Annotated in this window: 23 protein-coding genes; 8 read left to right on the top strand and 15 right to left on the bottom strand. The window is 64.0% G+C overall.

The window, feature by feature from the left end:
- Positions 1–5 precede the first annotated feature (5 nt).
- The 10 genes from SOQ14_RS07760 to SOQ14_RS07715 form a co-directional block, all read right to left on the bottom strand.
- Complete coding sequence (locus SOQ14_RS07760; RefSeq protein ID WP_322897487.1) at positions 6–464, bottom strand: SUF system Fe-S cluster assembly protein; 459 nt, start codon at positions 462–464, stop codon at positions 6–8.
- Positions 465–470: 6 nt separating this feature from the next.
- Positions 471–1,697 (bottom strand): aminotransferase class V-fold PLP-dependent enzyme, encoded by a 1,227-nt coding sequence (locus SOQ14_RS07755; RefSeq protein ID WP_322897486.1) that lies wholly within the window; start codon positions 1,695–1,697, stop codon positions 471–473.
- Entirely contained in the window at positions 1,694–2,458 is a 765-nt protein-coding gene (locus SOQ14_RS07750; protein ID WP_322897485.1) for a SufD family Fe-S cluster assembly protein, read from the bottom strand. Before SOQ14_RS07750 ends, SOQ14_RS07755 begins: the two co-directional genes overlap by 4 nt.
- Positions 2,458–3,201: a Fe-S cluster assembly ATPase SufC gene (gene sufC, locus SOQ14_RS07745; RefSeq protein ID WP_322897867.1), complete on the bottom strand. Its 744-nt coding sequence runs from the start codon at positions 3,199–3,201 to the stop codon at positions 2,458–2,460. Before sufC ends, SOQ14_RS07750 begins: the two co-directional genes overlap by 1 nt.
- Before the next feature lie 116 nt (positions 3,202–3,317).
- The gene (locus SOQ14_RS07740; RefSeq protein ID WP_322897484.1) at positions 3,318–3,866 is read right to left on the bottom strand and encodes a DUF559 domain-containing protein; all 549 of its coding nucleotides are present in this window, start codon (positions 3,864–3,866) and stop codon (positions 3,318–3,320) included.
- Complete coding sequence (locus tag SOQ14_RS07735; protein ID WP_322897483.1) at positions 3,863–4,270, bottom strand: hypothetical protein; 408 nt, start codon at positions 4,268–4,270, stop codon at positions 3,863–3,865. Before SOQ14_RS07735 ends, SOQ14_RS07740 begins: the two co-directional genes overlap by 4 nt.
- 145 nt (positions 4,271–4,415) lie before the next feature.
- Positions 4,416–5,912 carry a Fe-S cluster assembly protein SufB gene (sufB, locus tag SOQ14_RS07730; RefSeq protein ID WP_322897482.1) on the bottom strand — a complete coding sequence of 499 codons (1,497 nt, stop codon included), beginning with the start codon at positions 5,910–5,912 and terminating at the stop codon, positions 4,416–4,418.
- On the bottom strand, positions 5,909–6,349 hold the full coding sequence (locus SOQ14_RS07725) for an SUF system Fe-S cluster assembly regulator (protein ID WP_322897481.1): 441 nt from the start codon (positions 6,347–6,349) through the stop codon (positions 5,909–5,911). Before SOQ14_RS07725 ends, sufB begins: the two co-directional genes overlap by 4 nt.
- A gap of 89 nt (positions 6,350–6,438) precedes the next feature.
- A complete protein-coding gene (locus SOQ14_RS07720; RefSeq protein WP_322897480.1) occupies positions 6,439–8,253 on the bottom strand; it encodes a DUF885 domain-containing protein in 1,815 nt (604 codons plus the stop codon).
- A gap of 62 nt (positions 8,254–8,315) precedes the next feature.
- Positions 8,316–9,218 carry a helix-turn-helix domain-containing protein gene (locus tag SOQ14_RS07715; RefSeq protein WP_322897479.1) on the bottom strand — a complete coding sequence of 301 codons (903 nt, stop codon included), beginning with the start codon at positions 9,216–9,218 and terminating at the stop codon, positions 8,316–8,318.
- A gap of 314 nt (positions 9,219–9,532) precedes the next feature.
- Here SOQ14_RS07715 and SOQ14_RS07710 point away from each other — a divergent pair, with 314 nt between their 5' ends.
- The 4 genes from SOQ14_RS07710 (at position 9,533) to SOQ14_RS07695 (ending at position 15,358) form a co-directional block, all read left to right on the top strand.
- Positions 9,533–10,576 carry a quinone-dependent dihydroorotate dehydrogenase gene (locus tag SOQ14_RS07710; protein WP_322897478.1) on the top strand — a complete coding sequence of 348 codons (1,044 nt, stop codon included), beginning with the start codon at positions 9,533–9,535 and terminating at the stop codon, positions 10,574–10,576.
- Between the two features lie 11 nt (positions 10,577–10,587).
- Positions 10,588–12,306, top strand: coding sequence for a gamma-glutamyltransferase (gene ggt, locus SOQ14_RS07705; protein WP_322897477.1), 1,719 nt, complete (start codon positions 10,588–10,590; stop codon positions 12,304–12,306).
- A gap of 144 nt (positions 12,307–12,450) precedes the next feature.
- On the top strand, positions 12,451–14,319 hold the full coding sequence (locus tag SOQ14_RS07700; protein WP_322897476.1) for an AMP-dependent synthetase/ligase: 1,869 nt from the start codon (positions 12,451–12,453) through the stop codon (positions 14,317–14,319).
- A 400-nt stretch (positions 14,320–14,719) separates the two neighbouring features.
- A complete protein-coding gene (locus SOQ14_RS07695; protein ID WP_322897475.1) occupies positions 14,720–15,358 on the top strand; it encodes a Fic family protein in 639 nt (212 codons plus the stop codon).
- Here SOQ14_RS07695 and SOQ14_RS07690 read toward each other — a convergent pair.
- From SOQ14_RS07690 to SOQ14_RS07680, 3 genes are all read right to left on the bottom strand, one after another.
- Positions 15,355–15,891 (bottom strand): hypothetical protein, encoded by a 537-nt coding sequence (locus tag SOQ14_RS07690; protein ID WP_322897474.1) that lies wholly within the window; start codon positions 15,889–15,891, stop codon positions 15,355–15,357. The genes SOQ14_RS07695 and SOQ14_RS07690 overlap by 4 nt on opposite strands.
- A 102-nt stretch (positions 15,892–15,993) precedes the next feature.
- On the bottom strand, positions 15,994–16,977 hold the full coding sequence (gene thiS / locus SOQ14_RS07685; protein ID WP_322897473.1) for a sulfur carrier protein ThiS: 984 nt from the start codon (positions 16,975–16,977) through the stop codon (positions 15,994–15,996).
- A gap of 52 nt (positions 16,978–17,029) precedes the next feature.
- Positions 17,030–17,419 (bottom strand): MerC domain-containing protein, encoded by a 390-nt coding sequence (locus tag SOQ14_RS07680; RefSeq protein ID WP_322897472.1) that lies wholly within the window; start codon positions 17,417–17,419, stop codon positions 17,030–17,032.
- 136 nt (positions 17,420–17,555) lie between these two features.
- On the opposite strand from SOQ14_RS07680, the gene SOQ14_RS07675 reads away from it, so the two are divergent.
- The 4 genes from SOQ14_RS07675 to rpsI all read left to right on the top strand — a co-directional run bounded on the left by SOQ14_RS07675 (position 17,556) and on the right by rpsI (position 20,110).
- Positions 17,556–18,626 (top strand): COX15/CtaA family protein, encoded by a 1,071-nt coding sequence (locus tag SOQ14_RS07675; RefSeq protein WP_322897471.1) that lies wholly within the window; start codon positions 17,556–17,558, stop codon positions 18,624–18,626.
- Positions 18,623–18,946 carry a divalent-cation tolerance protein CutA gene (gene cutA / locus SOQ14_RS07670; protein WP_322897470.1) on the top strand — a complete coding sequence of 108 codons (324 nt, stop codon included), beginning with the start codon at positions 18,623–18,625 and terminating at the stop codon, positions 18,944–18,946. The genes SOQ14_RS07675 and cutA overlap by 4 nt, the downstream gene beginning before the upstream one ends.
- A 169-nt stretch (positions 18,947–19,115) precedes the next feature.
- Complete coding sequence (gene rplM, locus SOQ14_RS07665; protein WP_322897469.1) at positions 19,116–19,595, top strand: 50S ribosomal protein L13; 480 nt, start codon at positions 19,116–19,118, stop codon at positions 19,593–19,595.
- Complete coding sequence (rpsI, locus tag SOQ14_RS07660; protein WP_322897468.1) at positions 19,595–20,110, top strand: 30S ribosomal protein S9; 516 nt, start codon at positions 19,595–19,597, stop codon at positions 20,108–20,110. The genes rplM and rpsI overlap by 1 nt, the downstream gene beginning before the upstream one ends.
- Positions 20,111–20,184: 74 nt before the next feature.
- Here the strand turns inward: rpsI and SOQ14_RS07655 are convergent, their stop codons facing one another.
- Positions 20,185–20,961 carry a metallophosphoesterase family protein gene (locus SOQ14_RS07655; protein WP_322897467.1) on the bottom strand — a complete coding sequence of 259 codons (777 nt, stop codon included), beginning with the start codon at positions 20,959–20,961 and terminating at the stop codon, positions 20,185–20,187.
- Positions 20,934–21,206 carry a hypothetical protein gene (locus SOQ14_RS07650; protein WP_322897466.1) on the bottom strand — a complete coding sequence of 91 codons (273 nt, stop codon included), beginning with the start codon at positions 21,204–21,206 and terminating at the stop codon, positions 20,934–20,936. The genes SOQ14_RS07655 and SOQ14_RS07650 overlap by 28 nt, the downstream gene beginning before the upstream one ends.
- Positions 21,207–21,402: the final 196 nt, after the last annotated feature.

Raw genomic sequence — 21,402 nt, 5'->3', positions numbered from 1 at the left:
GAGCGTTACAGCATCCCCAGTTCGAGCCGGGCTTCATCGCTCATCTTGTGCGGGCCCCACGCCGGTTCCCACACCAGCACCACCTCTGCGTCGCGAATGCCCGGCACCGAGGTGACGCGCAGCTCAACCTCGCCCGGCATGGTCTCGGCGACGGGGCAGTGCGGCGTCGTCAGCGTCATGGTGACGGTGGCATCGCCTTCGTCATCGACCTCGACCCCATAGATAAGGCCGAGATCATAGATATTGACCGGGATTTCCGGGTCATAGATCTCGCGCAGGGCCTCAATCACCGCGGCCTGCAAATCGCTGCCATCTCCGCCCACGGCATCGGCGGCGGGCTTGGCCGCGAGGAAGCCGTCGAGATAGTCGCGGGTGCGGGGTGCATCGCTGTCGACAGCATCCTCCACGCGGGCGCGCGGTGGCTTTTGCGCTGTCATGTCCGAAGGATCGCGGGTGCTGTCCATTCGCCTTTATCCTTTGCCAAAAATCTTGCGGGTGCGGGCAATGCCCTTGAGCAGCGCCGCGATATCCGCCTCGCTCGAATAGAGCCCGAAGCTGGCGCGCGCCGTGGCGGGGACGCCGAGGTAATCCATCAGCGGCTGGGCGCAGTGGTGCCCGGCGCGAATCGCGACATTGCTCTCGTCGAGGATCGTGCCGAGATCATGCGGGTGAATATCGTCGATGGTGAAGCTGACGATCCCGGCGCTATCTTCGGGGCCGAACACAGTCACATCATTCATCGCGATGAGTTCGCGGCGCAGCTGGGCAACCAGCCGCGCTTCGCGTTCGTGCAGCGCGGCAAGGCCGATGCCGCTGACATAATCCACGGCCGCGCCGAAAGCGATCGCTTCGGTGATGGCCGGGGTGCCCGCCTCGAACCGCTGCGGGCCGGAGGCGTAAGTGGTGCCAGCGAAGGTCACCCGGTCGATCATCGCCCCGCCACCTTCCCATGGCGGCATGGCATCGAGAATGTCCGCGCGCGCCCACAAGGCGCCGATCCCGGTCGGCCCGTAAAGCTTGTGCGCGGAGAACACGTAGAAATCGCAGCCGAGCGCGCGCACATCCACCGGCATATGCGGTGCCGACTGACAGCCATCGAGCAGCAGCTTCGCGCCGACCTTGTGCGCCAGCGCAGCAGCGCGCGGGGCATCGAGAACCGAGCCGAGCACGTTCGAAACATGGCCGAAGGCAACCAGCTTGTGCGCTTCGGTCAGCATCTTTTCCGCCGCATCAAGATCGATGCGGTGATCATCCGTCAGCGGGCAGACATCGATCACCGTGCCCGTCGTAGCGGCGATCATCTGCCACGGCACGATGTTGGAGTGGTGCTCCAATTGCGAGAGCAGGATGCGATCGCCGGGCTTGAGATTCGTCCGGCCCCAGGTGTTGGCGACGAGATTGATCGCCTCGGTCGCCCCGCGGGTGAAGACCAGCTCGTCCTCGCTCCCGCCGATAAAGGCGGCGACTTTGCGCCGCGCCGCTTCGAAGGCGAAGGTCATGTCAGCAGAGCGCGCATAAACCCCGCGGTGGACGGTGGCGTAATCCTCGCCCAGCGCGCGGGCCATGGCTTCAATCACAGCGCGCGGCTTCTGGGCGGTCGCGGCGGTATCAAGATAATGCCACGGCTTGCCATCATGGGTGACCATGCCGGGGAAATCAGCGGCACAGTCGCGGGTGAGCGTGGCGGGCGCGTTCACAGCCGTGCCCTTTCCAGCGCGCCGAGCGCGGCATCGAGCAGCTTTTCGCGGCTGGCCTCGTCCGTCAGCGCGACGAAGGCATCGCCGATAAAGGCCTGCACCAGCAGGCGCTGCGCGGTAGCGGGATCGAGCCCGCGCGCCATCATGTAGAAGCGCGCGGCTTCGTCCAGCGCGCCCACCGTGGCGCCGTGGGCGCATTTCACATCATCGGCGAAGATTTCGAGCTGCGGGACGGCATTGGCGCTCGCCCGGGCTTCGAGCAGCAGGCCCTTGAAATCCTGCGCGGCATCGGTCTTTTGCGCGTGGCGCGCGACCTTGATCTCGCCGAGGAAATTGCCGGTCGCCCCGCCCCAATGGACCGCACGCACCGTCTGGTTGCTGGTGGCTTCGGGCTCGGCATGGACAACCTGCGTCACGAATTCGCGGGTGACGCCTGCTCCGCCAATCGTCACCCCGCCGAATTCGAAATGCGCGCCCTTGGCGAGCCGTACCTCGATTTCGACACGGGTGTAATCGCCGCCCGCATTGGTAACGAAGAACGCGGCACTCGCGCCTTCGCCAAGGGTGACACGCATCCGGTGCACTTCGGGCGCATCGCTGCCGACGATCATGCAGCGGGTCACGCTCTCGCCAGCGGCGACGTTGATCGTCTGCCACTGGTCAAGCGCCGTCACGCCCAGCCGCGCGACCGCGTCCATATCGGCATAACGCCATGCTTCGTCGCGGCGGGTGGGGAGGGTCAGGGTAGCGGCCTCAGCCATCATGCCATCACCGCGTCATAGCCCTCGGCCTCGAGCCGCAGGGCGAGTTCCGGCCCGCCGGTTTCAACGATGCGGCCACCGGCAAGGATACTGACCTTGTCGGGCGCAACCACATCAAGCAGGCGCTGATAGTGGGTGATCAGCAGCACCGCCTTGTCCGGGCTGCGCATGATCGCATTGATCCCGGCGCCAACAATCCGCAGCGCATCAATATCGAGGCCACTATCGGTCTCGTCGAGCACCGCGAAGGCCGGGTCGAGAATGCCCATCTGCACCATTTCGGCGCGCTTCTTCTCGCCGCCCGAAAAGCCGACATTGACCTGCCGCTTGAGCATTTCCATGTCCATTTTGAGCAGCGCGGCTTTTTCCTTAGCAAGCTTCAGGAACTCGCCGCCGCTCAGCGGCTCTTCCCCGCGGCTTTTCCGCTGCGCATTCAAAGCCTCGCGCAGGAATTGCACGTTGGAGACGCCGGGGATCTCGACCGGGTATTGAAAGCCGAGGAACAGGCCGGCCGCCGCGCGCTCATGCGGTTCGAGCGCGAGCAGGTCCTGCCCGCGGAAGGTGACGCTGCCTGCGGTCACTTCGTAGCCGGGCTTCCCGCCGAGCACATGCGCAAGGGTCGATTTGCCCGCGCCGTTGGGCCCCATGATTGCATGGATTTCGCCTGCCGGGATCGACAGGGTGAGACCCTTAAGAATGGGCTTGTCGCCGACGGAGGCGTGGAGGTTGGTGATTTCGAGCATCGTCATTCTTTCATTTCGTCATTGCGAGCGGAGCGAAGCAATCCACAGCGGCACGCGCATCGCTCTGGATTGCCGCGTCGCCTGCGGCTCCTCGCAATGACGGGGAAGGGGAGAGTTCACGTCCTGCGCCCTCGCGGTTTGTTGCCTGCGTCTGCACGCTTGGGGCGCGAATAGGTCTGCTTCGGATTGGCCGCCTTGTGCGCGCGGGCGGCGGCTTTGCGTTCCTCGATCCGCTCGCGCATGACCTGGGTGAGCTGCTTGAGCACGGTGTCGAGGTCGTCGAGGATATCCTTCGCCGCGATCCGCATCACCTTGATCCCGACGCTCTCGAGGCTCTTGTCGCGGCGCTTGGCGAGGGTGTCGTTCTGCCCCTCCTCGTCGATCGCGAGCGCGAGGCCGAGGTTGTGGCAGTTGAAATCGACGATCGCGCTGCCGACCACGGCGTGACGCTTGAAGGTGTAGCGGCCCATGTCGGCGGCGGCGAACTTGGCCGCCAGCGCCTTGTGCGCCTCGGACGAATGGCGACGCAGCTCGCGCGCCTGTTCGTGCAGGGCATCGAGCCGCTTGTCCGAAATCTCCCACCCGCGCCCCTTCTTCTTGAGCGCGGGGGCTTCGGCGGTGGAAGCGGCCTCGGGGTTGAGGGCGAGGGTTTTGCGGGTGGTCATTGGTTTGCTGCCCGCCAAACGCGTTGCGAGGCCGCGAGAGCGTCGATCGCTCCGAATGCCCGCTTGATAATGCGCGTTCGAGCTTCTTCGGATTTGATGCCTTCACGATCGAGGACTTTGTTCACGTTCACCAAAGCAGTTTCGCGAATTGCCTGACACTCGGACTCGCCGCTTGGCCCCTCAACCACTTCGCCCTTCGAAACCACCCTCGAGCCAGCCCTACGCAGCTCGCATTGCAAGTAGGGCCGCAAGGCGGGTGACAGGGCGTCGGAGTACTCTGCGGTCGCCGTGAAAGAGGACTCATCGTCGATGGCCTTTGCCCTACCTTCAAGCTGGGACTGCGCCATCACTGGTTGCGAAAGCGCCAAGTTGGCAAGCAACACACTGATAATTGAAATCTTCACCCCACGCTCCCCTCAAGCGAAATCGTCCATCCGTCATTGCGAGGAGCCGCAGGCGACGCGGCAATCCAGAGCGTTTCGCGTGCCGCTCTGGATTGCTTCCCCCGGATCAAGTCCGGGGTCGCAATGACGAGGGTAGAGAGGGCCTTCATCCGACCGAACCCTCAAGCGAAATCGCCAGCAGCTTCTGCGCTTCGACCGCAAACTCCATCGGCAGCTCTTTCAGCACGTCCTTGGCAAAGCCGTTGACGATCAGCGCCACGGCTTCCTCTTCGCCGAGGCCGCGCTGCATCGCGTAGAACAGCTGTTCGTCGCTGATCTTGGAGGTGGTCGCCTCGTGCTCGATCTGCGCGCTGGGGTTCTTCACCTCGATATAGGGCACGGTATGGGCGCCGCATTGGTTGCCGAGCAAGAGGCTGTCGCACTGGGTGAAGTTGCGCACGCCGCTCGCGGTCGGGCCGACGCGGACGAGGCCGCGATAAGTGTTGTTGGACTTGCCGGCCGAAATCCCCTTGGAGATGATCGTCGAGCGGCTGTTCTTGCCGTTGTGGATCATCTTGGTGCCGGTGTCGGCCTGCTGGTAATTGTTGGTGACCGCGACCGAGTAGAACTCGCCGACGCTATCCTCGCCGTTGAGCACGCAGGAGGGATACTTCCACGTCACCGCCGAGCCGGTCTCGACCTGCGTCCACGAGACCTTCGAACGGTCCCCTTGGCACAGCGCGCGCTTGGTGACGAAGTTGTAGATCCCGCCCTTGCCCTCGGCGTTGCCGGGATACCAGTTCTGCACGGTCGAATACTTGATCTCGGCATCGTCCAATGCGACCAGTTCCACCACGGCGGCGTGAAGCTGGTTTTCGTCGCGCATCGGCGCGGTGCAGCCTTCGAGGTAGCTGACATAGGCGCCCTTGTCGGCGATGATCAGCGTGCGTTCGAACTGGCCGGTGTTTTCGGCATTGATGCGGAAATAGGTCGAGAGCTCCATCGGGCAGCGCACGCCTTCGGGGACGTAGACAAAAGTGCCGTCGGAGAAGACCGCGCAGTTCAATGCCGCAAAGTAATTGTCGCGCACCGGCACGACCTTGCCGAGCCACTGCTTCACCAGATCGGGATATTCGCGGATCGCCTCGGAAATCGAGAGGAAGATCACGCCTGCGCGAAGCAGTTCCTCGCGGAAGCTGGTGGCGACAGAAACGCTATCGAACACCGCATCCACGGCGACCTTCTTCGCGCCCTTCACCCCGGCCAGCACCTCCTGCTCGCCCAGCGGGATGCCGAGCTTGTCATAGACGCGCTTGATCTCGGGATCGAGTTCATCAAGGCTGCCGAGCTCGACCTTCTTCTTGGGCGCGGCGTAGTAATAGGCGTCCTGATAGTCGATCTTGGGATAACCGACCTTGGCCCAATCGGGCTCTTCCATGGTCTGCCACAGGCGGAAGGCCTTCAGCCGCCATTCGAGCATCCATTCGGGTTCGTTCTTCTTGGCGCTGATGAAGCGGACGGTGTCTTCGTTGAGACCCTTGGGCGCGAATTCGGTGTCGATATCGGCCGACCAGCCATGCTCGTAATCGGCGACCTTGGCGGCGGCTTCGCGCGCGTCCTTGTCGAGTTCGGGCCGGTCTTGAATGTCGATCTCTTCGCTCATGCCAGATGGTCCTCGGTAACAGAAAGGCGCGCAAGCGCCGTGGGGCCGCGCAGCTGGGCCAGCGTGATGCCCGCCAGCGCCCCGCGCAGCGCGTCGTTGATGATCGGCCAGTGCGGTTTCATGTTGCAGCCGGCCTCGAAATCGCAGGGGGTGTGATCGACACAGGCCGTGAGCGTGATCGGGCCTTCGATCGCCTCGACAATGTCCGCCACCGTGATCGCCGCCGCCGGGCGCCCGAGCTGCAAGCCGCCATGCGCGCCGCGCACAGAACGCAGCAGGCCCGCCGCCGTCAGCTTCGACACCAGCTTCTGCACGGTCGGCACCGGCAGGCCGGTTTCACTCGCCAGTTCCGCCGCGCTTACCCGCCCGTTGCCGCAATGCAAGGCGGCCTGGCACATCGTGATGACGGCGTAATCGGCAAGGTTGGACAGGCGCATTTGCGAGCGGTTCTCAATTCGGACGGATTCGTTCCGAATTGGAAATAGGAGCAATGCGCTCCGATTTCAACCGCAAATGCGCCTGTCCCCTAGCCGCCCTGCTGACTCGTCACCCAGCCTTGCACATTCTCTTCCATGATCGACAGCGGCACCGGCCCGCTGGTGAGAATGACATCATGGAACGCGCGGATATCAAAGCGATCCCCCAGCGCGGCCTGCGCCATGGCGCGCAGCTCCATGATCTTGAGCTTGCCGATCATGTAGGCCGTCGCCTGCCCCGGATAGACGATATAGCGCTCGATCGCCTTTTCGATATCGCCGGGCGGGTTGGGGGTGTTGTCGGCGAGCCATTGCATCGCCTGCTTGCGGCTCCAGCGCCTGTGATGGATGCCGGTGTCGACCACCAGCCGCCCGGCGCGCCACAACTCCATGCCCAAGCGCCCGAAATCGGAATAAGGATCGGTGTAGAAGCCCATGTCCTTGCCCAGTTCCTCGGTGTAGAGGCCCCAGCCTTCGGAATAGGCCGTTACCCCGCCAAAACGGCGGAAGGCAGGCAGGTCGCCGAGCTGGGTCTGCACCGAAAGCTGCAAGTGATGGCCCGGCAAGCCTTCGTGATAGGCGAGCGCTTCGAGCTCGTTCTTGCTCATATCGCGCAGATTATAGAGGTTCACGTAATAGACGCCGGGGCGCGAACCATCCGGCGCGGGGCGCTGGTAGAAGGCCTTGCCCGCGCTCTTTTCGCGGAACGCTTCGACCGCGCGGATTTCGAGGGGATCGGTCGGCAGGGTGGCAAAAAACTCCGGCAGCTTGGCTTCCATTGCGGCGAGATATTGGCTCGCCTCGGCCAGATAATCTTCGCGGCTGGTGTGGAAGAAGCGCGGATCATCGCGGGTGAACGCGAAGAATTCCTGCAAACTGCCGGTGAAGCCGACCTTGGCCATAATGGCCCGCATTTCGCCGTGGATGCGGGCGGTTTCCTTGAGGCCGATGTCGTGGATTTCATCGGCGGAAAGATCGGTGGTGGTGTAGTTTGCGAGCAGCGCGGCGAAATATCTGTCGCCATCCTTGAAGCGCCAGACCCCATCCTCGGTCGGCGCGATCGCCTGCTGGCGTTCCATTTCGGCAGCGAGGCGCTGGTAGGCGGGCACGGCGGAGCTGTTCCATGCCGCCGCGGCACGGGCGTTCAGATCAGCTTTCTGCGCATCGGGCAGATCGAGCGCGGCGACCTTCTTGGCGAAGTCCTCCAGCACCGCATTGCCATCCCCCGCGCCGAGCAAATTGCCGATGTCGGAGATCACATAGGGATACACCCAGCGGGGCGGCATGACGCCGTTGCCCGCGCGGCTCGCCGCCTCGGCGGTGAGCGCATCAAGCTGCGGCCCCATCCCCGCGATCCGCGCAACATAGGCTTCGGCCTCGGCAAGGTTCGCAACCCTGTGGGTGCCGATCAGAAAGGCAGGCATCCGGCTTTGCGCGCCGTTCATCTGATCGAAGATATAGCCATATTTGCGGAACGGGTGGAGCGCGGCGCGGCGCTGGGCAAGCGCATCGAACAGCCGGAACGAGAGCGCCTGCTGCGTCGGCAAGCGCGCGGGATCGAACTGCGCGCGCATCTGCGCAGCGGCATCCTTAAGCCGGGCGAAATCGCGCTCGTCCGCCGCATCCGACGGATCATCCCACTTGCCGTAATCGCCATCCCTGATCCCGCGCGAGGCCTTGGAGAGCGGCGAGGCCGCAAGGCTTGCCGCATCATAGGTTGCAAACAGCGCGTCGAGCGCGGCGGCTTCGTCGGGCGTGGCGGCCGCCGCTGCAACGGGCGCGGCTTCCTGTGCGGCAAGGCTGGCAGGCGCGAGCGCGAGCGTCAGCGCAATAATCGACACATTCCGGAACGGACGGGGGGGCATGGCTCTTCTCTCTCTTGTGGGGCAGACCTGCGATGCGGTGTACCCATCGCCCGGGCCGCGCGCTAGCCTTCGAGCTCGCGCAGGTTGCGCGGGGCAATCATCTCGGCGAGGTAGGGCGTGGTCTTGTCTTGCAAGCGCGCCGGGGTGCGCCCGACAAATCGGGTGATCTCGCGGATCATATGCGACTGATCGAAGAAGGCTTCCGCCAGTTCGGCCTCAAATTCGGGCGAAAGCTGCGGAAGAGACAGCAAGGCCGCCGCTCTGAGCGCGCGGTATTTGCGCGCCAGCGCTTGCGGCGGCAGCCCGAAATAACGCTCGACTAGCCGCTGCACCTGACGCTGCGAATAATTCGCCCGCGCCAGCAGGTCATCGATCGAGGGATTGAGCGCAGTACCAAGCCAGCGGTTGACCTCGCGAATCAGATTGTGATGGCGCGGATCGATTGGGCGCACGGTGCGGGCAATATAATCACCGATGGCAAGCGCTGCCTCGCGCCCAGTGATCGCGCCCTTGCGATAATCCGCATTGAGCCGTTCGCCGAGCGCGGCGATCTCAGGGCCGAGCACATCGGCGGCAGGGTATAGCCGATCACGGTGCTGGCCGGCATGCAGCCCTGTCAGCGCCGCCCAGCCAAGCGGCGAAAGCGCAGCGCCGATCGAATGGAACGGCCCCACCACCTCCATCGGGCAGGCCGCGCTCAGCGGGGTCATCAGAGCGATTTCATGATTGGGATCGCGGTGACCCTTGGGAAATTGCAACTCGCCCTTGCCATAGGGAAACAGGCTGAGATTCCCGATCGACGCGGGCTGGATATCGCGGATCAGCGGTTCATCGCAGCGGAAATGATAAAGCGTCGTGACGTAATCGCTGATTTCAGGAGGGGCGGCGATATAGTCGACCGCCATCAGCGCGCTGGCTGTCAGCGCGGCATCTTGGACTGCGAAAAGCTTTGCTTGCCCCGACACGGCTTACGCCCCTGTTCTTTTTATGACCCTACAGGCCAGCCAGCGAACAGGCGACGGCAAAGTTCCCGTCGAAATGGCTCAAAAGACCCAAAAAAAATTGGGCGGCCCCCAGATGAGGGGAGCCGCCCATTAAAGTTGAGGAACTCGTTGCATCACTGCTTCGAGCCCTTCGGGTCGCAAGGGTCCCTATAGCGCGCGAATCAGCCGGAGAATTGTAGCTAAGCGACAAGAATGGGGCGCGCGATCGCCCCTAGCCGGACAATCCGCCGCGCATATGTCGACAAGGCTGCGAAGCTGGCATAGGCGCTTGGGCCATGCTGTTTCGTCTGCTGCGCCCCGCGCTGTTCGCTCTCGATCCGGAAACCGGGCACCGCCTCGCGCTGGCGGGGCTGAAAGCGCTGCCGCCGCGCGCGCCGATGCCGCTACCCGCGATGCTCGCGGTCGAGGTGGCCGGGCTGCATTTCCCCAATCCCGTGGGTGTTGCCGCCGGGTTCGACAAGGATGCCGAAGTGCCCGATCAATTGCTTGATCTCGGGTTCGGTTTTGCCGAGGTCGGCTCGATCACACCCTTGCCCCAGGCGGGCAATCCCAAGCCGCGCCTGTTCCGCCTGGTTGAAGACCATGCCGTGATCAACCGCATGGGGTTCAACAATCAGGGCGCCGAGTCCGCGCTCACCCGTCTGCGCGCCCGCGCCGGGCGGAGCGGGATTGTCGGGGTGAATATCGGCGCCAACAAGGATGCGGCCGACCGGATCGCCGATTATGCCCGCATGACAGAACTGATGGCGCCGCTGGCGAGCTATCTGTGCGTCAATATCTCCAGCCCGAACACGCCGGGCCTGCGCGCCTTGCAGGATGAAGGCGCGCTCACCGCCTTGCTCGATGCGGTGCTGGCCGCGCGCGCCGATGCCATGCCGGTGGGCGCGCCGCCGGTTTTTCTCAAGGTCGCGCCCGATCTCGAACCGGCGGATATTGATGCGATTGCCCGCATCGCGCTCGAAAAAGGGCTGGGCGCGCTGGTTGTCTCGAACACGACCATCACCCGCCCGGCTTTGCGCTCGCACCACGCGGGCGAAAGCGGCGGGCTGTCCGGCGCGCCGCTCAAGGCGCTGGCGCTGCAACGCCTGCGTGATTTCCGCAAGGCGACCGGCGGCGCCATCCCTTTGGTGGGCGTCGGCGGGATTGCCAGCGCCGCAGACGCGTGGGAGCGCATCCGCGCCGGGGCATCGCTGGTGCAGCTCTATTCCGCGCTGGTCTATGAAGGCCCCGGGCTTGGCGCACGGATCGCGCGCGGCCTGATCCCGCTGATGCAGCGCGACGGCTTTGCCAGCATTGCCGAAGCGGTGGGAAGCGAATAGCAGGAGGCCCCATGCGTTTCATTCCCGCCCTGCTCGCCCCGCTGGCGCTGGCCCTCTCGGGCTGTGCCACCACCAGCCAGACCGCTTTGGCGGACGCGCCTGCGCCCACCGTGGCCGGCGCAGTCAGCAGTGCCGATCCCCGCGCCACCGCCGCCGGTGAGGCGATTCTTGCGCAAGGCGGTTCGGCAGTTGACGCCGCGATTGCCGTGATGCTCGCGCTGACCGTGGTCGAGCCGCAAAGCTCGGGCATTGGCGGCGGCGGTTTTCTGGTGCGCGCTGATGGCGAAACCGGCGCGCTTGTCACCTATGACGGGCGCGAGACCGCGCCGGCCGCCGCAACGCCAACGCGGTTCCTTGATGCAGAGGGCAAGTTGCTCGGGCGCGATGCCCGCGTGTTCTCGGGCCTCAGTGTCGGCGTGCCGGGCAATATCGCGCTTGCGGCCAAGGCCCATGCCGCGCACGGCACCCTGCCCTGGGCCAAGCTGTTCGAACCCGCCATCGCGCTCGCCGAAAACGGCTTTGTGATGAACCCGCGGCTTCACCAGTCGCTCAAGGGCAACAAGGGCCGTGCCGACAAATCGGACTATGCCCGGTCGGTGTTCTTCGGGCCGGATGGTGAGCCTTTGCCGATTGGCGCGACGGTCAAGGTGCCACTGCTGGCCGAAACCTTCCGCGCGCTCGCCAAGGATGGCCCGCAGGCGATGTATGGCAGCCAGCCTGCCGCCGCGCTGGCTGCCTATGTCGCCGATGCAACGCCGCAGGACGGCAAGATGACCGCCCGCGATGTCGCCACCTATAGCGCCAAGGAGCGCGCGCCGGTCTGCACCCGTTACCGCGTTTACCGCGTGTGCGGCATGGGGCCGCCATCTTCAGGCGGGATCGCGGTGGCGCAGATGCTCGGCCAGCTTGAGCGCTTCGATCTTGCCGCCATGGGGCCGCAATCGCCCGAGTTCTGGCACCTTTTCATCGAAAGCCAGCGCCTCGCCTATGCCGATCGTGAACTTTACGCCGGTGATGCCGATTTCGTCGAAGTCCCGGTCGCCGGGCTGATCGATCCCGCCTATCTCGCTGCGCGCGCGGCGCTGATCAACCCGGCCGCGCGCAACCCCAAGGTCGAAGCCGGGGTGCCGCCCGGGGCGCCGCTCGCGCGCGGGGATGGGCCGGAAGAGCCGGAGAACGGCACCACCCATTTTTCGGTGGTGGACCGCGCGGGCAACGCGGTGAGCTACACCTCGACCATCGAAGGCGCCTTCGGATCGGGGCTGCACTGGCGCGGGTTCTACCTCAACAACGAATTGACCGACTTCACCCTGACGCCCGAAGCCGATGGCAAGCCGGTCGCCAACCGGGTCGAAGGCGGCAAGCGGCCGCGTTCGTCGATGGCGCCCACGATCGTCTATGATGCCAAGGGCAAGGTCGTGCTGGTGATCGGCGCTGCGGGCGGGCCGACCATCCCGGTCTCGGTCGCGCGCGGGATCATCGGCGTGCTGGATTTCGGGCTCGGTGCACAGGACGCGCTGGCGCTGCCCTTCGCGATGGCTTTCGGCAACACCTTGCTGATCGAGGAAGACAGCGCGCTGATGGCGATGCAGGATGATCTCGCCGCGCGCGGGCACACCGCAATCCGCCCCGGCGCCGCCCCGATCAAGGCCAATGCGCTTGGCCGCAGGGCCGATGGAACGTGGGAAGTGGCGACCGAACCGCGCCTCACCAGCCTCGTCACCCCCTGAGCCCACGACCTGCGGGCATCCGCATCGCGGGTGCTTGCCGCTCGGGAAATCCGCGCCTAACTTGATGGCATTCGGGGCAATCCCTTGCCCCTTCACAGAACAAAACAAAGGGACCAGGAGCCTTTGCCAGTGCATGCCCCCCAGATGCGCCATTCGGGCGCGCCGCACGCCAATCCGGCGGACGATCAGATTTTGCAAGATATTGATAATGCGGCCAATCTTGTCAATCTGTTCCTGACGCGCGCCGATCAGAAAGGCGATGCGCCCTTTCTCGGCCACAAGGAAGGCGGCCAGTGGGTGACGCAAAGCTGGCGCGAAGCAGCCGAGCAGGTCTGCCTGCTGGCCGAAGCGTTGCGCCGCCTTGGTCTGGAGGATGGCGACCGTGTGGCGCTGGTCTCGGAAAACCGGCCGGAATGGTGCATCGCCGATCTGGCGATCATGGCCGCCGGCTGCATCACCGTTCCCACCTACATCACCAACACCCGGCGCGATCACGCCCATATTCTCGACAATTCGGGCGCGCGCGCGGTGTTTGTGTCGGACACCAAACTGCTCAAGCCGCTCGCCGAGGCGATCACCCAAACCGGCCTGGTCGAACATGTCATCGGGATCGAGGATCTGCACCGCCAGCAATCGGGCAGCTTTGATTATCATGACTGGAAAGCGCTGACTGTGGGCGATGCCGCGGCGGCGCGCGCGGCGGTCGACGCGCGGATTGCCGGGATCAGCCGCGCGGACACCGCCTGCCTGATCTACACCAGCGGCACGGGCGGTGCGCCGCGCGGGGTGATGCAGCACCACGGCGCGATCCTGTGCAATATCGCGGGCGCGGCCGAAGTGCTGATCGAGGATTTCGGGGTGAAGGACGAACGCTTCCTGTCGTTCCTGCCGCTGTCCCACGCCTATGAACACACCGGCGGGCAATATCTGCCAATCGGCATTGGCGCGGAGATCTTCTATTCCGAAGGCCTCGAAAAGCTCGCGAGCAATATCGAGGAGACCCGCCCGACCATCATGGTCGTCGTCCCGCGCCTGTTCGAAGTGCTGCGCACACGGATCATGAAACAGGTCGAAAAACAGGGCAAGGTCGCCAACTTCATGATGGATGCCGCACTGAAAATCGCGGACAATTCCACCGAGGGCAAAAAGCGCCTGCGTGACAAGCCGCTCGATTTCCTCGTCGAGAAAACCCTGCGCCCCAAGATCCGCGCCAAGTTCGGCGGGCGGATCAAGGCGATGGTTTCGGGCGGCGCGCCGCTCAACCCAGAAGTCGGCAATTTCTTCGAGGCCATGGGTCTCACCATGCTGCAAGGCTACGGCCAGACCGAGGCCGGCCCGGTGATCAGCTGCAACCGGCCCAAGGTCGGGCTCAAGATGGACACAGTTGGCCCGCCGCTGCGCGGGGTCGAGGTGAAAATCGCCGAGGATGGCGAGATCCTGTGCCGCGGCGAGCTGGTGATGCACGGCTATTGGCGCAACGAGGCGGAAACCGCGCGGACGCTCAAGGTCGATCCCGCCGATCCGCAGGGCGCTCCGTGGCTGCATACCGGGGATATCGGCTATCTCGACGAGAAAGGCCGCATCAAGATCACCGACCGCAAGAAAGATATGATCGTCAACGACAAGGGCGATAATATCGCCCCGCAAAAGGTCGAAGGCATGCTGACCTTGCAGCCCGAAATCGCGCAGGCGATGGTGAGCGGGGACAAGCGCCCCTACGTTGTTGGCCTGATCGTCCCCGATGCCGAATGGGCGCTCGAATGGGCCCGCGCCAATGGCGAGAAGTTCGATCTCGCCGCGCTCCAGCAGCTCCCCGCCTTCAAGAACGCGGTGCGCGCGGCGGTCGATCGCACCAATGCCGACCTGTCGGTGATCGAAAAGGTGCGCCAGTTCGCCTTCGCCGATGAGGCCTTCACCATCGAGAACGAGGAAATGACCCCGAGCATGAAGATCCGGCGTCACAAGATCCGCGAACGCTATCAGGAACGGATCGACGGGCTTTACCGGGGATAGGGCCTAAAGCCTCGGGTGATACAGGTGTGGCACATTTGACTCATTGCCGATTCATTTAATTTCATTACGATATTCGACACCGAAACATCGCAAGATCAAACACAAAGACCTGAATCCCATGGAAGAGGTTTGCCCGATTCTTGGAAACGATGACAAACGGGAGTCATAGCCGTGCAGCACACAACCCAAGAGTTAATTGAAAGAGCCAGAGCTCACAAAATGACGCCAGCGGAGAGGCGTCAGCAGCGGGTAAGCCTTGTTATGGGCATGCGCGGAGACAAATCGACTCTAACCAGAGAAAAGGTTGAAACCCTCCTTGCGGAGATCGAGGGATTGCCCAAGGCCTGACCTAGCCCTATGAAAGCAAACAGATAATTCTTCTGTCGCTTTCGAGGTCAGCATGATCGATGACAATTGGGATCTGATCACCGGGGAGCCGGCCCACGCGATCGAGGTTCTGAATTATTCCAACCAAGTGAACGTCATTGAGGCACTGGTCCATTTGATGATGTTCCACAAGCGAGGTGCGGACAACAGTTGTTCCGAGGCACCGCCAGTTTGGACGCTGCGAGAGTTTCACCGGACCGCGACTCTGTTTCTGTTGTTGAAGCCCGGTGAAATCCGAGAAGAGGCCGTTCTAGTCGTAAAGGGTGGGGTCGTGGTGCATCAGCCGCCACGCCACGATGATGTGCACGAGCATCTAGAGGTGTTCAATAATCATCTTAAAACGCATTGGGCATCTGCCTCTGTGTTTGAGTTAGCGGCTTATTCTCTTTGGATGATCAATTGGATACACCCATTTAAGAATGGTAATGGGCGGACAGCACGAGCGTTTGCCTATGCGGTGATATCTTTGAAGTTGGGCTTCATATTGCCGGGTCAGAAGACTCTTATTGACCTCATCATGGATGATCCAACCGATTACTACACGGCCTTGGGGATAGGTGATAAAAGCCTCAAAGATGGCGGCGCTCCTAATCTGAAGCCCATGATTGAGATGGTTGATCGACTCCTGGCGCAGCAACTCTCATCAATTTAAGCCGCCTCGACGTGTTCGACATATTCCGGATAAAAGATCGGCTCGCGCGGGGACCAGCCCGGCGCCGTCGCTGCGGCCTCGGAGAGCGATTGCAGCAGCAGCTTGCGCCGCTCCGGGCGGATCGAAGGCAGCGCTGCCGCTGCGCAGAAGGCCGCAGGCAGCCACGGGCGCACCCGCGCCCCGAGCAAGCGTTCATAGAGGAAACGGAAAGCGGCAAAGCTTGCCAGCCGTTCCTGTTCGAGATCAAAGGCGGCGAGCCGCACCAGCTTGGCCAGCAGGTTTTCAACCTCACCCGCCGTCCCTTCGTGCGGGATCGCCGCGCGCAAGGCCTTCAAATCCTGATAGGCGACATATTGGCGGCGGATCGCGACGTTCTCCGACTCGCTGCGGCCCCACAGACGGAAGGCATCGCAGCGCGCAAGCCCGATATCGAGGCTGCGCTTGATATAGCGCTGCTCGCACGGCGCGAAGCTGGCGAATTCACGCAGCTCGTTGATGGTCATCTGGGCGCTGCTGCTGTGGGCAAGGGTCATCACGGTCTCCCCGGTTACCGGCAGACTGTCGCGCACTATGGTTAATTAAAGGTTAGGTGTGTTCTTGGGGTCCGCTTCGCCTTCGCGATGCGGGAACGGCTCTCAAATCAACCCGGCCAAGGGGCTTGAGGGATCGGCATACATCCGCCGCGCCATGCGCCCGGCAAGATAGGCCTCGCGCCCGGCCTCAACCGCAAGCTTCATCGCCCGGGCCATGCGGATCGGGTCTTTCGCCTCGGCAATCGCGGTGTTCATCAGGATGCCATCACAGCCGAGCTCCATGCCGACCGCCGCATCCGATGCCGTGCCCACCCCGGCATCGACCAGCACCGGCACCTTGGCTCCTTCGACAATCAGGCGGATCGTCACGCGGTTCTGGATGCCGAGGCCCGAACCGATGGGGGCACCCAAGGGCATGATCGCGACCGCGCCGGCATCTTCCAGTTGCTTGGCGGCAATCGGATCATCCGCGCAATAGACCATCGGCAGGAACCCTTCCTTGGCGAGCACTTCGGTCGCCTTGAGAGTCTCGCGCATGTCGGGATAGAGCGTGCGCGCTTCGCCCAGCACTTCGAGCTTCACCAGATCCCAGCCGCCCGCCTCGCGTGCCAGCCGCAGGGTGCGCACCGCTTCTTCGCCGGTGAAACATCCGGCGGTGTTGGGGAGATAGGTGATTTTTTTCGGGTCGATGTAATCCGTCAGCATCGGGGCCTTGGGATCCGAGACATTCACCCGCCGCACTGCGACGGTGACGATCTCCGCGCCGCTTGCTGCCACAGCCGCCGCGTTCTGTTCGAAGCTCTTGTACTTGCCTGTGCCGACGATCAGCCGCGAGGTGAAGGTGCGGCCCGCCACGGTCCAGGTGTCCGGGGCATGATCGCCGCCGCCGACGAAATGGACGATTTCCAGCACATCCCCTTCAGCAAGCGGCGCTTCTGCCAAGGTCGAGCGCGGCACGATGGCGCCATTGCACTCGACCGCGACTTTCTCGGGCGCGAGGTCCAGTTCGCGGACAAGCTCGGCAATCGTGGTGGCAGTGGTGCGGCGCGGATCGCCGTTCAAGGTGATGGTCTTGGGGCTGGTCATGGCGCGTGACATAGGCGCTCAGCCCGAGGGTGCAACCGCAAGTTTGCCGGGTTCAGCGCGCGGCGCGCAGATTGAGCACGTGGCCGGCCGAGACCAGCGCGACCCCGGCGAGCGTCAGCCACAATTCGCCAACGCCATGCTCCACCAATAGCGCCGCTGCCATCAAGGCGATCCCGCTGCCCGCAATGGCGAGCGGGGCGACCCGGCGATGCCGCATGAAACCCCAGCCGATCGCGAGGGCGGCCACCATCACCGCCAGCATCAGGCCGGTGCGATGGATGCTTTCTGCCAGCAGGAAGTGGCTGCCCAGCCCCAAAGCCGACACAATCAGCAGCGTGGCAAGGCAATGCACCGCGCACAGCCCCGCCAGCGCGATCCCGACATGATCGAGACGACGGCGCAGCGAAATCCGATTCGCATAAGGAGCGGGCGAGGAGGCCATCGCCTCGCCCTATGTAATGTTGTGACATTTCGCAAGGCAATTCCGCCGCGACCGGCTGCCCTTGCAAGCCGCGCATCGGCCTTTGCGGCAAACAGGCTTGCAGATTCGTCCCGTTCGGCACATTTGCCGCAGGATCATGGCCACATCTGCTCGTCTTGCTGTATTCCCTGCGGCGCAAACGCCCACACGTGCGCGCCCGCTGGCGCTGGCGCGATGGCTCGAGATCGTGGCCTTTCTGGTCGTGCTTATCGTGATGGTGGGCGGGATCACACGCCTGACCGAAAGCGGCCTGTCGATCACCGAATGGAACGTGGTCAGCGGCATCCTGCCCCCGCTGAGCGAGGCGGCATGGCAGGCCGAATTCGCCAAGTATCAGACCACCGCCGAATACCGCCTTGAAAGCGGCCCGGCGGGGATGGATCTTGCCGCCTTCAAGTTCATCTTCTTCTGGGAATGGTTCCACCGCATCCTGGGCCGGGTGATCGGACTGGCCTTTCTGCTGCCGCTGATCGTGCTCGCGGCGCGCCGCATGATCCCGGCGGGCTACGGCTGGCGCTTGGGGGCGATGTTCGCGCTGATCTGCGGACAGGGCGCGCTCGGCTGGTATATGGTGTCATCAGGCGTGGGTGAAACCGATCTGACCGATGTAAGCCATTTCCGCCTGTCGGCTCATCTGCTCACCGCGCTGTTCCTGCTTGCCGGGCTGGTGTGGACCGCGCGCGATCTGCGGATGCTGGCGCGCGATCCGGCGGCGCGGCCGGCACGCCTGACCGCCGGGGCCGCCTTAGTCGGCGGCGTCTTGTTCATCCAACTGCTGCTGGGCGCGTGGGTCGCCGGACTCAATGCAGGCCATGCCGCCTATGACTGGCCGCTGATGAACGGGCAGCTGATCCCGACGATCGACTGGCGCGGCGGCGTGCTGTGGACGCTCACCCATGATCCCTTCCTGCTGCAATTCCTCCATCGCTGGTGGGCATGGGTGGCGGTAGCGGCGCTGGTGTGGCTGGCGCGCGCGGTGCGCATGGCTGATCGCTTCGCCAGCATCGCGGTGCACAGCGCCTTTGGGGTGATGGTGCTGCTCGGCATCGCCACGGTGATGAGCGGCGTATCACTGTGGGTCGCCGCTGCGCACCAGCTTGTCGGCGCGTTGCTGGTGGCGAGCACGGCCTGGGCGATGCACGCACGCGGTGCCCGGCGCCCGGCATGAACGGGGCCGCGCTGATCTGGTGCCCGTGCCCCGATCAGGAATGCGCACGCCGGATTGCCGGGCAATTGCTGGCCGATGGCTTGATTGCCTGCGCCAATATCTTGCCGCAGGTGGAATCGCTGTTCCTGTGGGAGGGCAAGGCCGACAGCGCGCAGGAAGTGGGCATGCTGTGCAAGACCACTCCCGCGCAGATTGAGGCTGCGATCGCGCGGATCGGCACGCTGCACCCCTATGAAACCCCGGCGATTATCGGCTGGCACGCGGATGCCGCGCACCCCCCGACCGCGCAATGGCTGGGTGGGTTGGACCGCATGATTTGAGTCACGGTATTATTTTACCACCGCCGAAAGGCGCGGTTTTGCTTGACTTAAACGGCACCAAACGACAAATGCCCGCCACTTCGTAAGGGGCGGGCGTGCCTTGCCCCGGCGATTCTCCGGACAGCGGCTCATCCCGCAGTCCGATCTTCGAACCTAAGGATCCAAAGCCATGAAGGCGCTCAGCAAGCAGACCCGGTCGATCAAACCGGCCGAGGTCGAAAAGAACTGGCACATCATCGACGCCGATGGTTTGGTCGTCGGCCGTCTCGCCGCGATCATCGCCAACATCCTGCGCGGCAAGCACAAGCCGAGCTTCACCCCGCATGTCGATTGCGGCGATCATGTCATTGTCATCAACGCCGACAAGGTGAAGTTCACCGGCAACAAGATGACCGACAAGTTCTACTACAAGCACACCGGCCACCCCGGCGGCATCAAGGAAACCACCCCGGCCAAGGTGCTGGGCGGCCGTTTCCCCGAGCGCGTGCTGGAAAAGGCGGTTGAGCGGATGATTCCGCGCGGCCCGTTGGGTCGTCAGCAGATGAAGGCGCTGCACCTCTATGCCGGCACCGAGCACCCGCACGCTGGCCAGCAGCCGCAAGTGCTCGACGTTGCTTCCATGAACCGCAAGAACAAGGTCACCGCATAATGGCTGACGAGAACAACACCGTGTCCGATCTCGCCGATCTCAAGGACATCGCTGGCAACGCCCCGCAGGGTGATGCCGCCGAAATCGCCCGCGTCACCGCGCCGCTGCGCGAGCGTGAAGTCGATGCGCAGGGCCGTGCCTATGCGACCGGCCGCCGCAAGGACGCCGTGGCCCGCGTGTGGGTGAAGCCGGGCACCGGCAAGATCACCATCAACGGCAAGGACCAGGAAACCTATTTCGCGCGTCCGACCCTGCGTCTGGTTATCAACCAGCCTTTCACCATCACCGACCGCGTCGGCCAGTATGACGTGATCGCCACCACCACCGGCGGCGGTCTGTCGGGTCAGGCCGGTGCCGTGAAGCACGGCATCGCGCAGGCGCTTTCGAAGTATGAGCCGGAACTGCGCGGCACGGTGAAGGCCGCTGGCTTCCTCACCCGCGACAGCCGCGTGGTCGAGCGTAAGAAGTACGGCAAGGCCAAGGCCCGCCGCAGCTTCCAGTTCTCGAAGCGCTAAACGGTTTTACCTTTTGGTACGTGGAAAAGGGCGGCCCTCACGGGTCGCCCTTTTTTGCATCTGCGGTGACAGGATCAGGCGGCGATCACCCGCAGCTCGCTGGTGAGCGGCTGCCCGCGCGCCGCTGTGATGACGCGGTAGGATGGCGGCGCGCCGTGGCGCAGCCGGGTCGAGAGCGTGCCCGCGCCGATCATCCGCATCGCGTGCCCGCCGCGGCTGCGCACCTCATCCAGCGGGACATGGACATGGCCCGAAAGCACCGCGTCAGCCCCCGCCGCTGCCAGCGCGGCAAAGGCAGCATCGCCGCCGATCGTGGGGTTCTTGCCCTCATCATGCGGCCCGAGCAGCGGGTGGTGCGCCAAGACCAGCTTGTGCCGGGGATCATCCTTGAGGTCTTGCAGAGCGGCCACGGTTTGCGCGAGGGCGGGGGCCTTCACCACCCCGTCAGACCACGGAAAGCGCCACTGCGCAGGCACCGTCGTCAGGAACGGCACCAGCACGACATCCTCCGATGCAAAGGAACGGCCCACCGCCGCATCGAGCGCGCGGTAGCGCCGGAACGGATCGGCAAAGCGTTCCCACGGGTTGTAATAGGGCATGTCATGATTGCCGGGTTGCAGGATCACCGGCACGCCCAATCCGGCAAACCACGCCCGCGCCGCCGCATATTCGCTGTGTTTGGCGCGCTGGGTGAGATCGCCGGTGCAGATCACGGCGTCGGGCTGTTCGGCGGCCACCGCCCGCGCGACTTCGGCCAGCGCAGCGCGGTTCTCGACCCCGAAATGCACGTCGGAAATATGGAACAGACGGGTCGTCATCACCGCTACACCCGCCCGCTCAGCATCAGCCACGAAGCCAGCGCATTGCACACAGTGTAGATCCCATAGGCAAAGGCAAAGCCCGGCCAGCCGTTGCTCGCCAGCATCAGGGCGAGCAGCAGCACCAGAAATTCGGTCCCGAACGCAACCTTGCGTCCGAGCGGATGAGCCAAGCCCGGCCAGGCGCGCAGCAACGGATGGCGGCTCTCCATCACCGCGCGGTGCATGGTGAAGTTGCCGATGCCCAGCACGAAGATGATGATCACCGCTACATTCATCGCAAGTCCCACTATGGGCTCGCGCCCGTCGGTTGGAAACCACCTTTCGTCGGCGCTTTTCTGTCGCACATCCAAACGGCGCATCGTCAATCGGATGCGCGCCCCTGTTTGGTCGAGCAGGCCATGATCCCCGTTAAGCCCTGAGGTAAAACGACTTTCAGCAGGCCTTCCGGTAACCCCGCCCGGCCCCCGCCCG

It is taken from the genome of Erythrobacter epiphyticus (assembly GCF_034653295.1).
GTDB lineage: Bacteria > Pseudomonadota > Alphaproteobacteria > Sphingomonadales > Sphingomonadaceae > Erythrobacter.
Note: the sequence above shows the minus strand (reverse complement) of the source record. Positions and strands in the feature narration are given on the sequence as shown.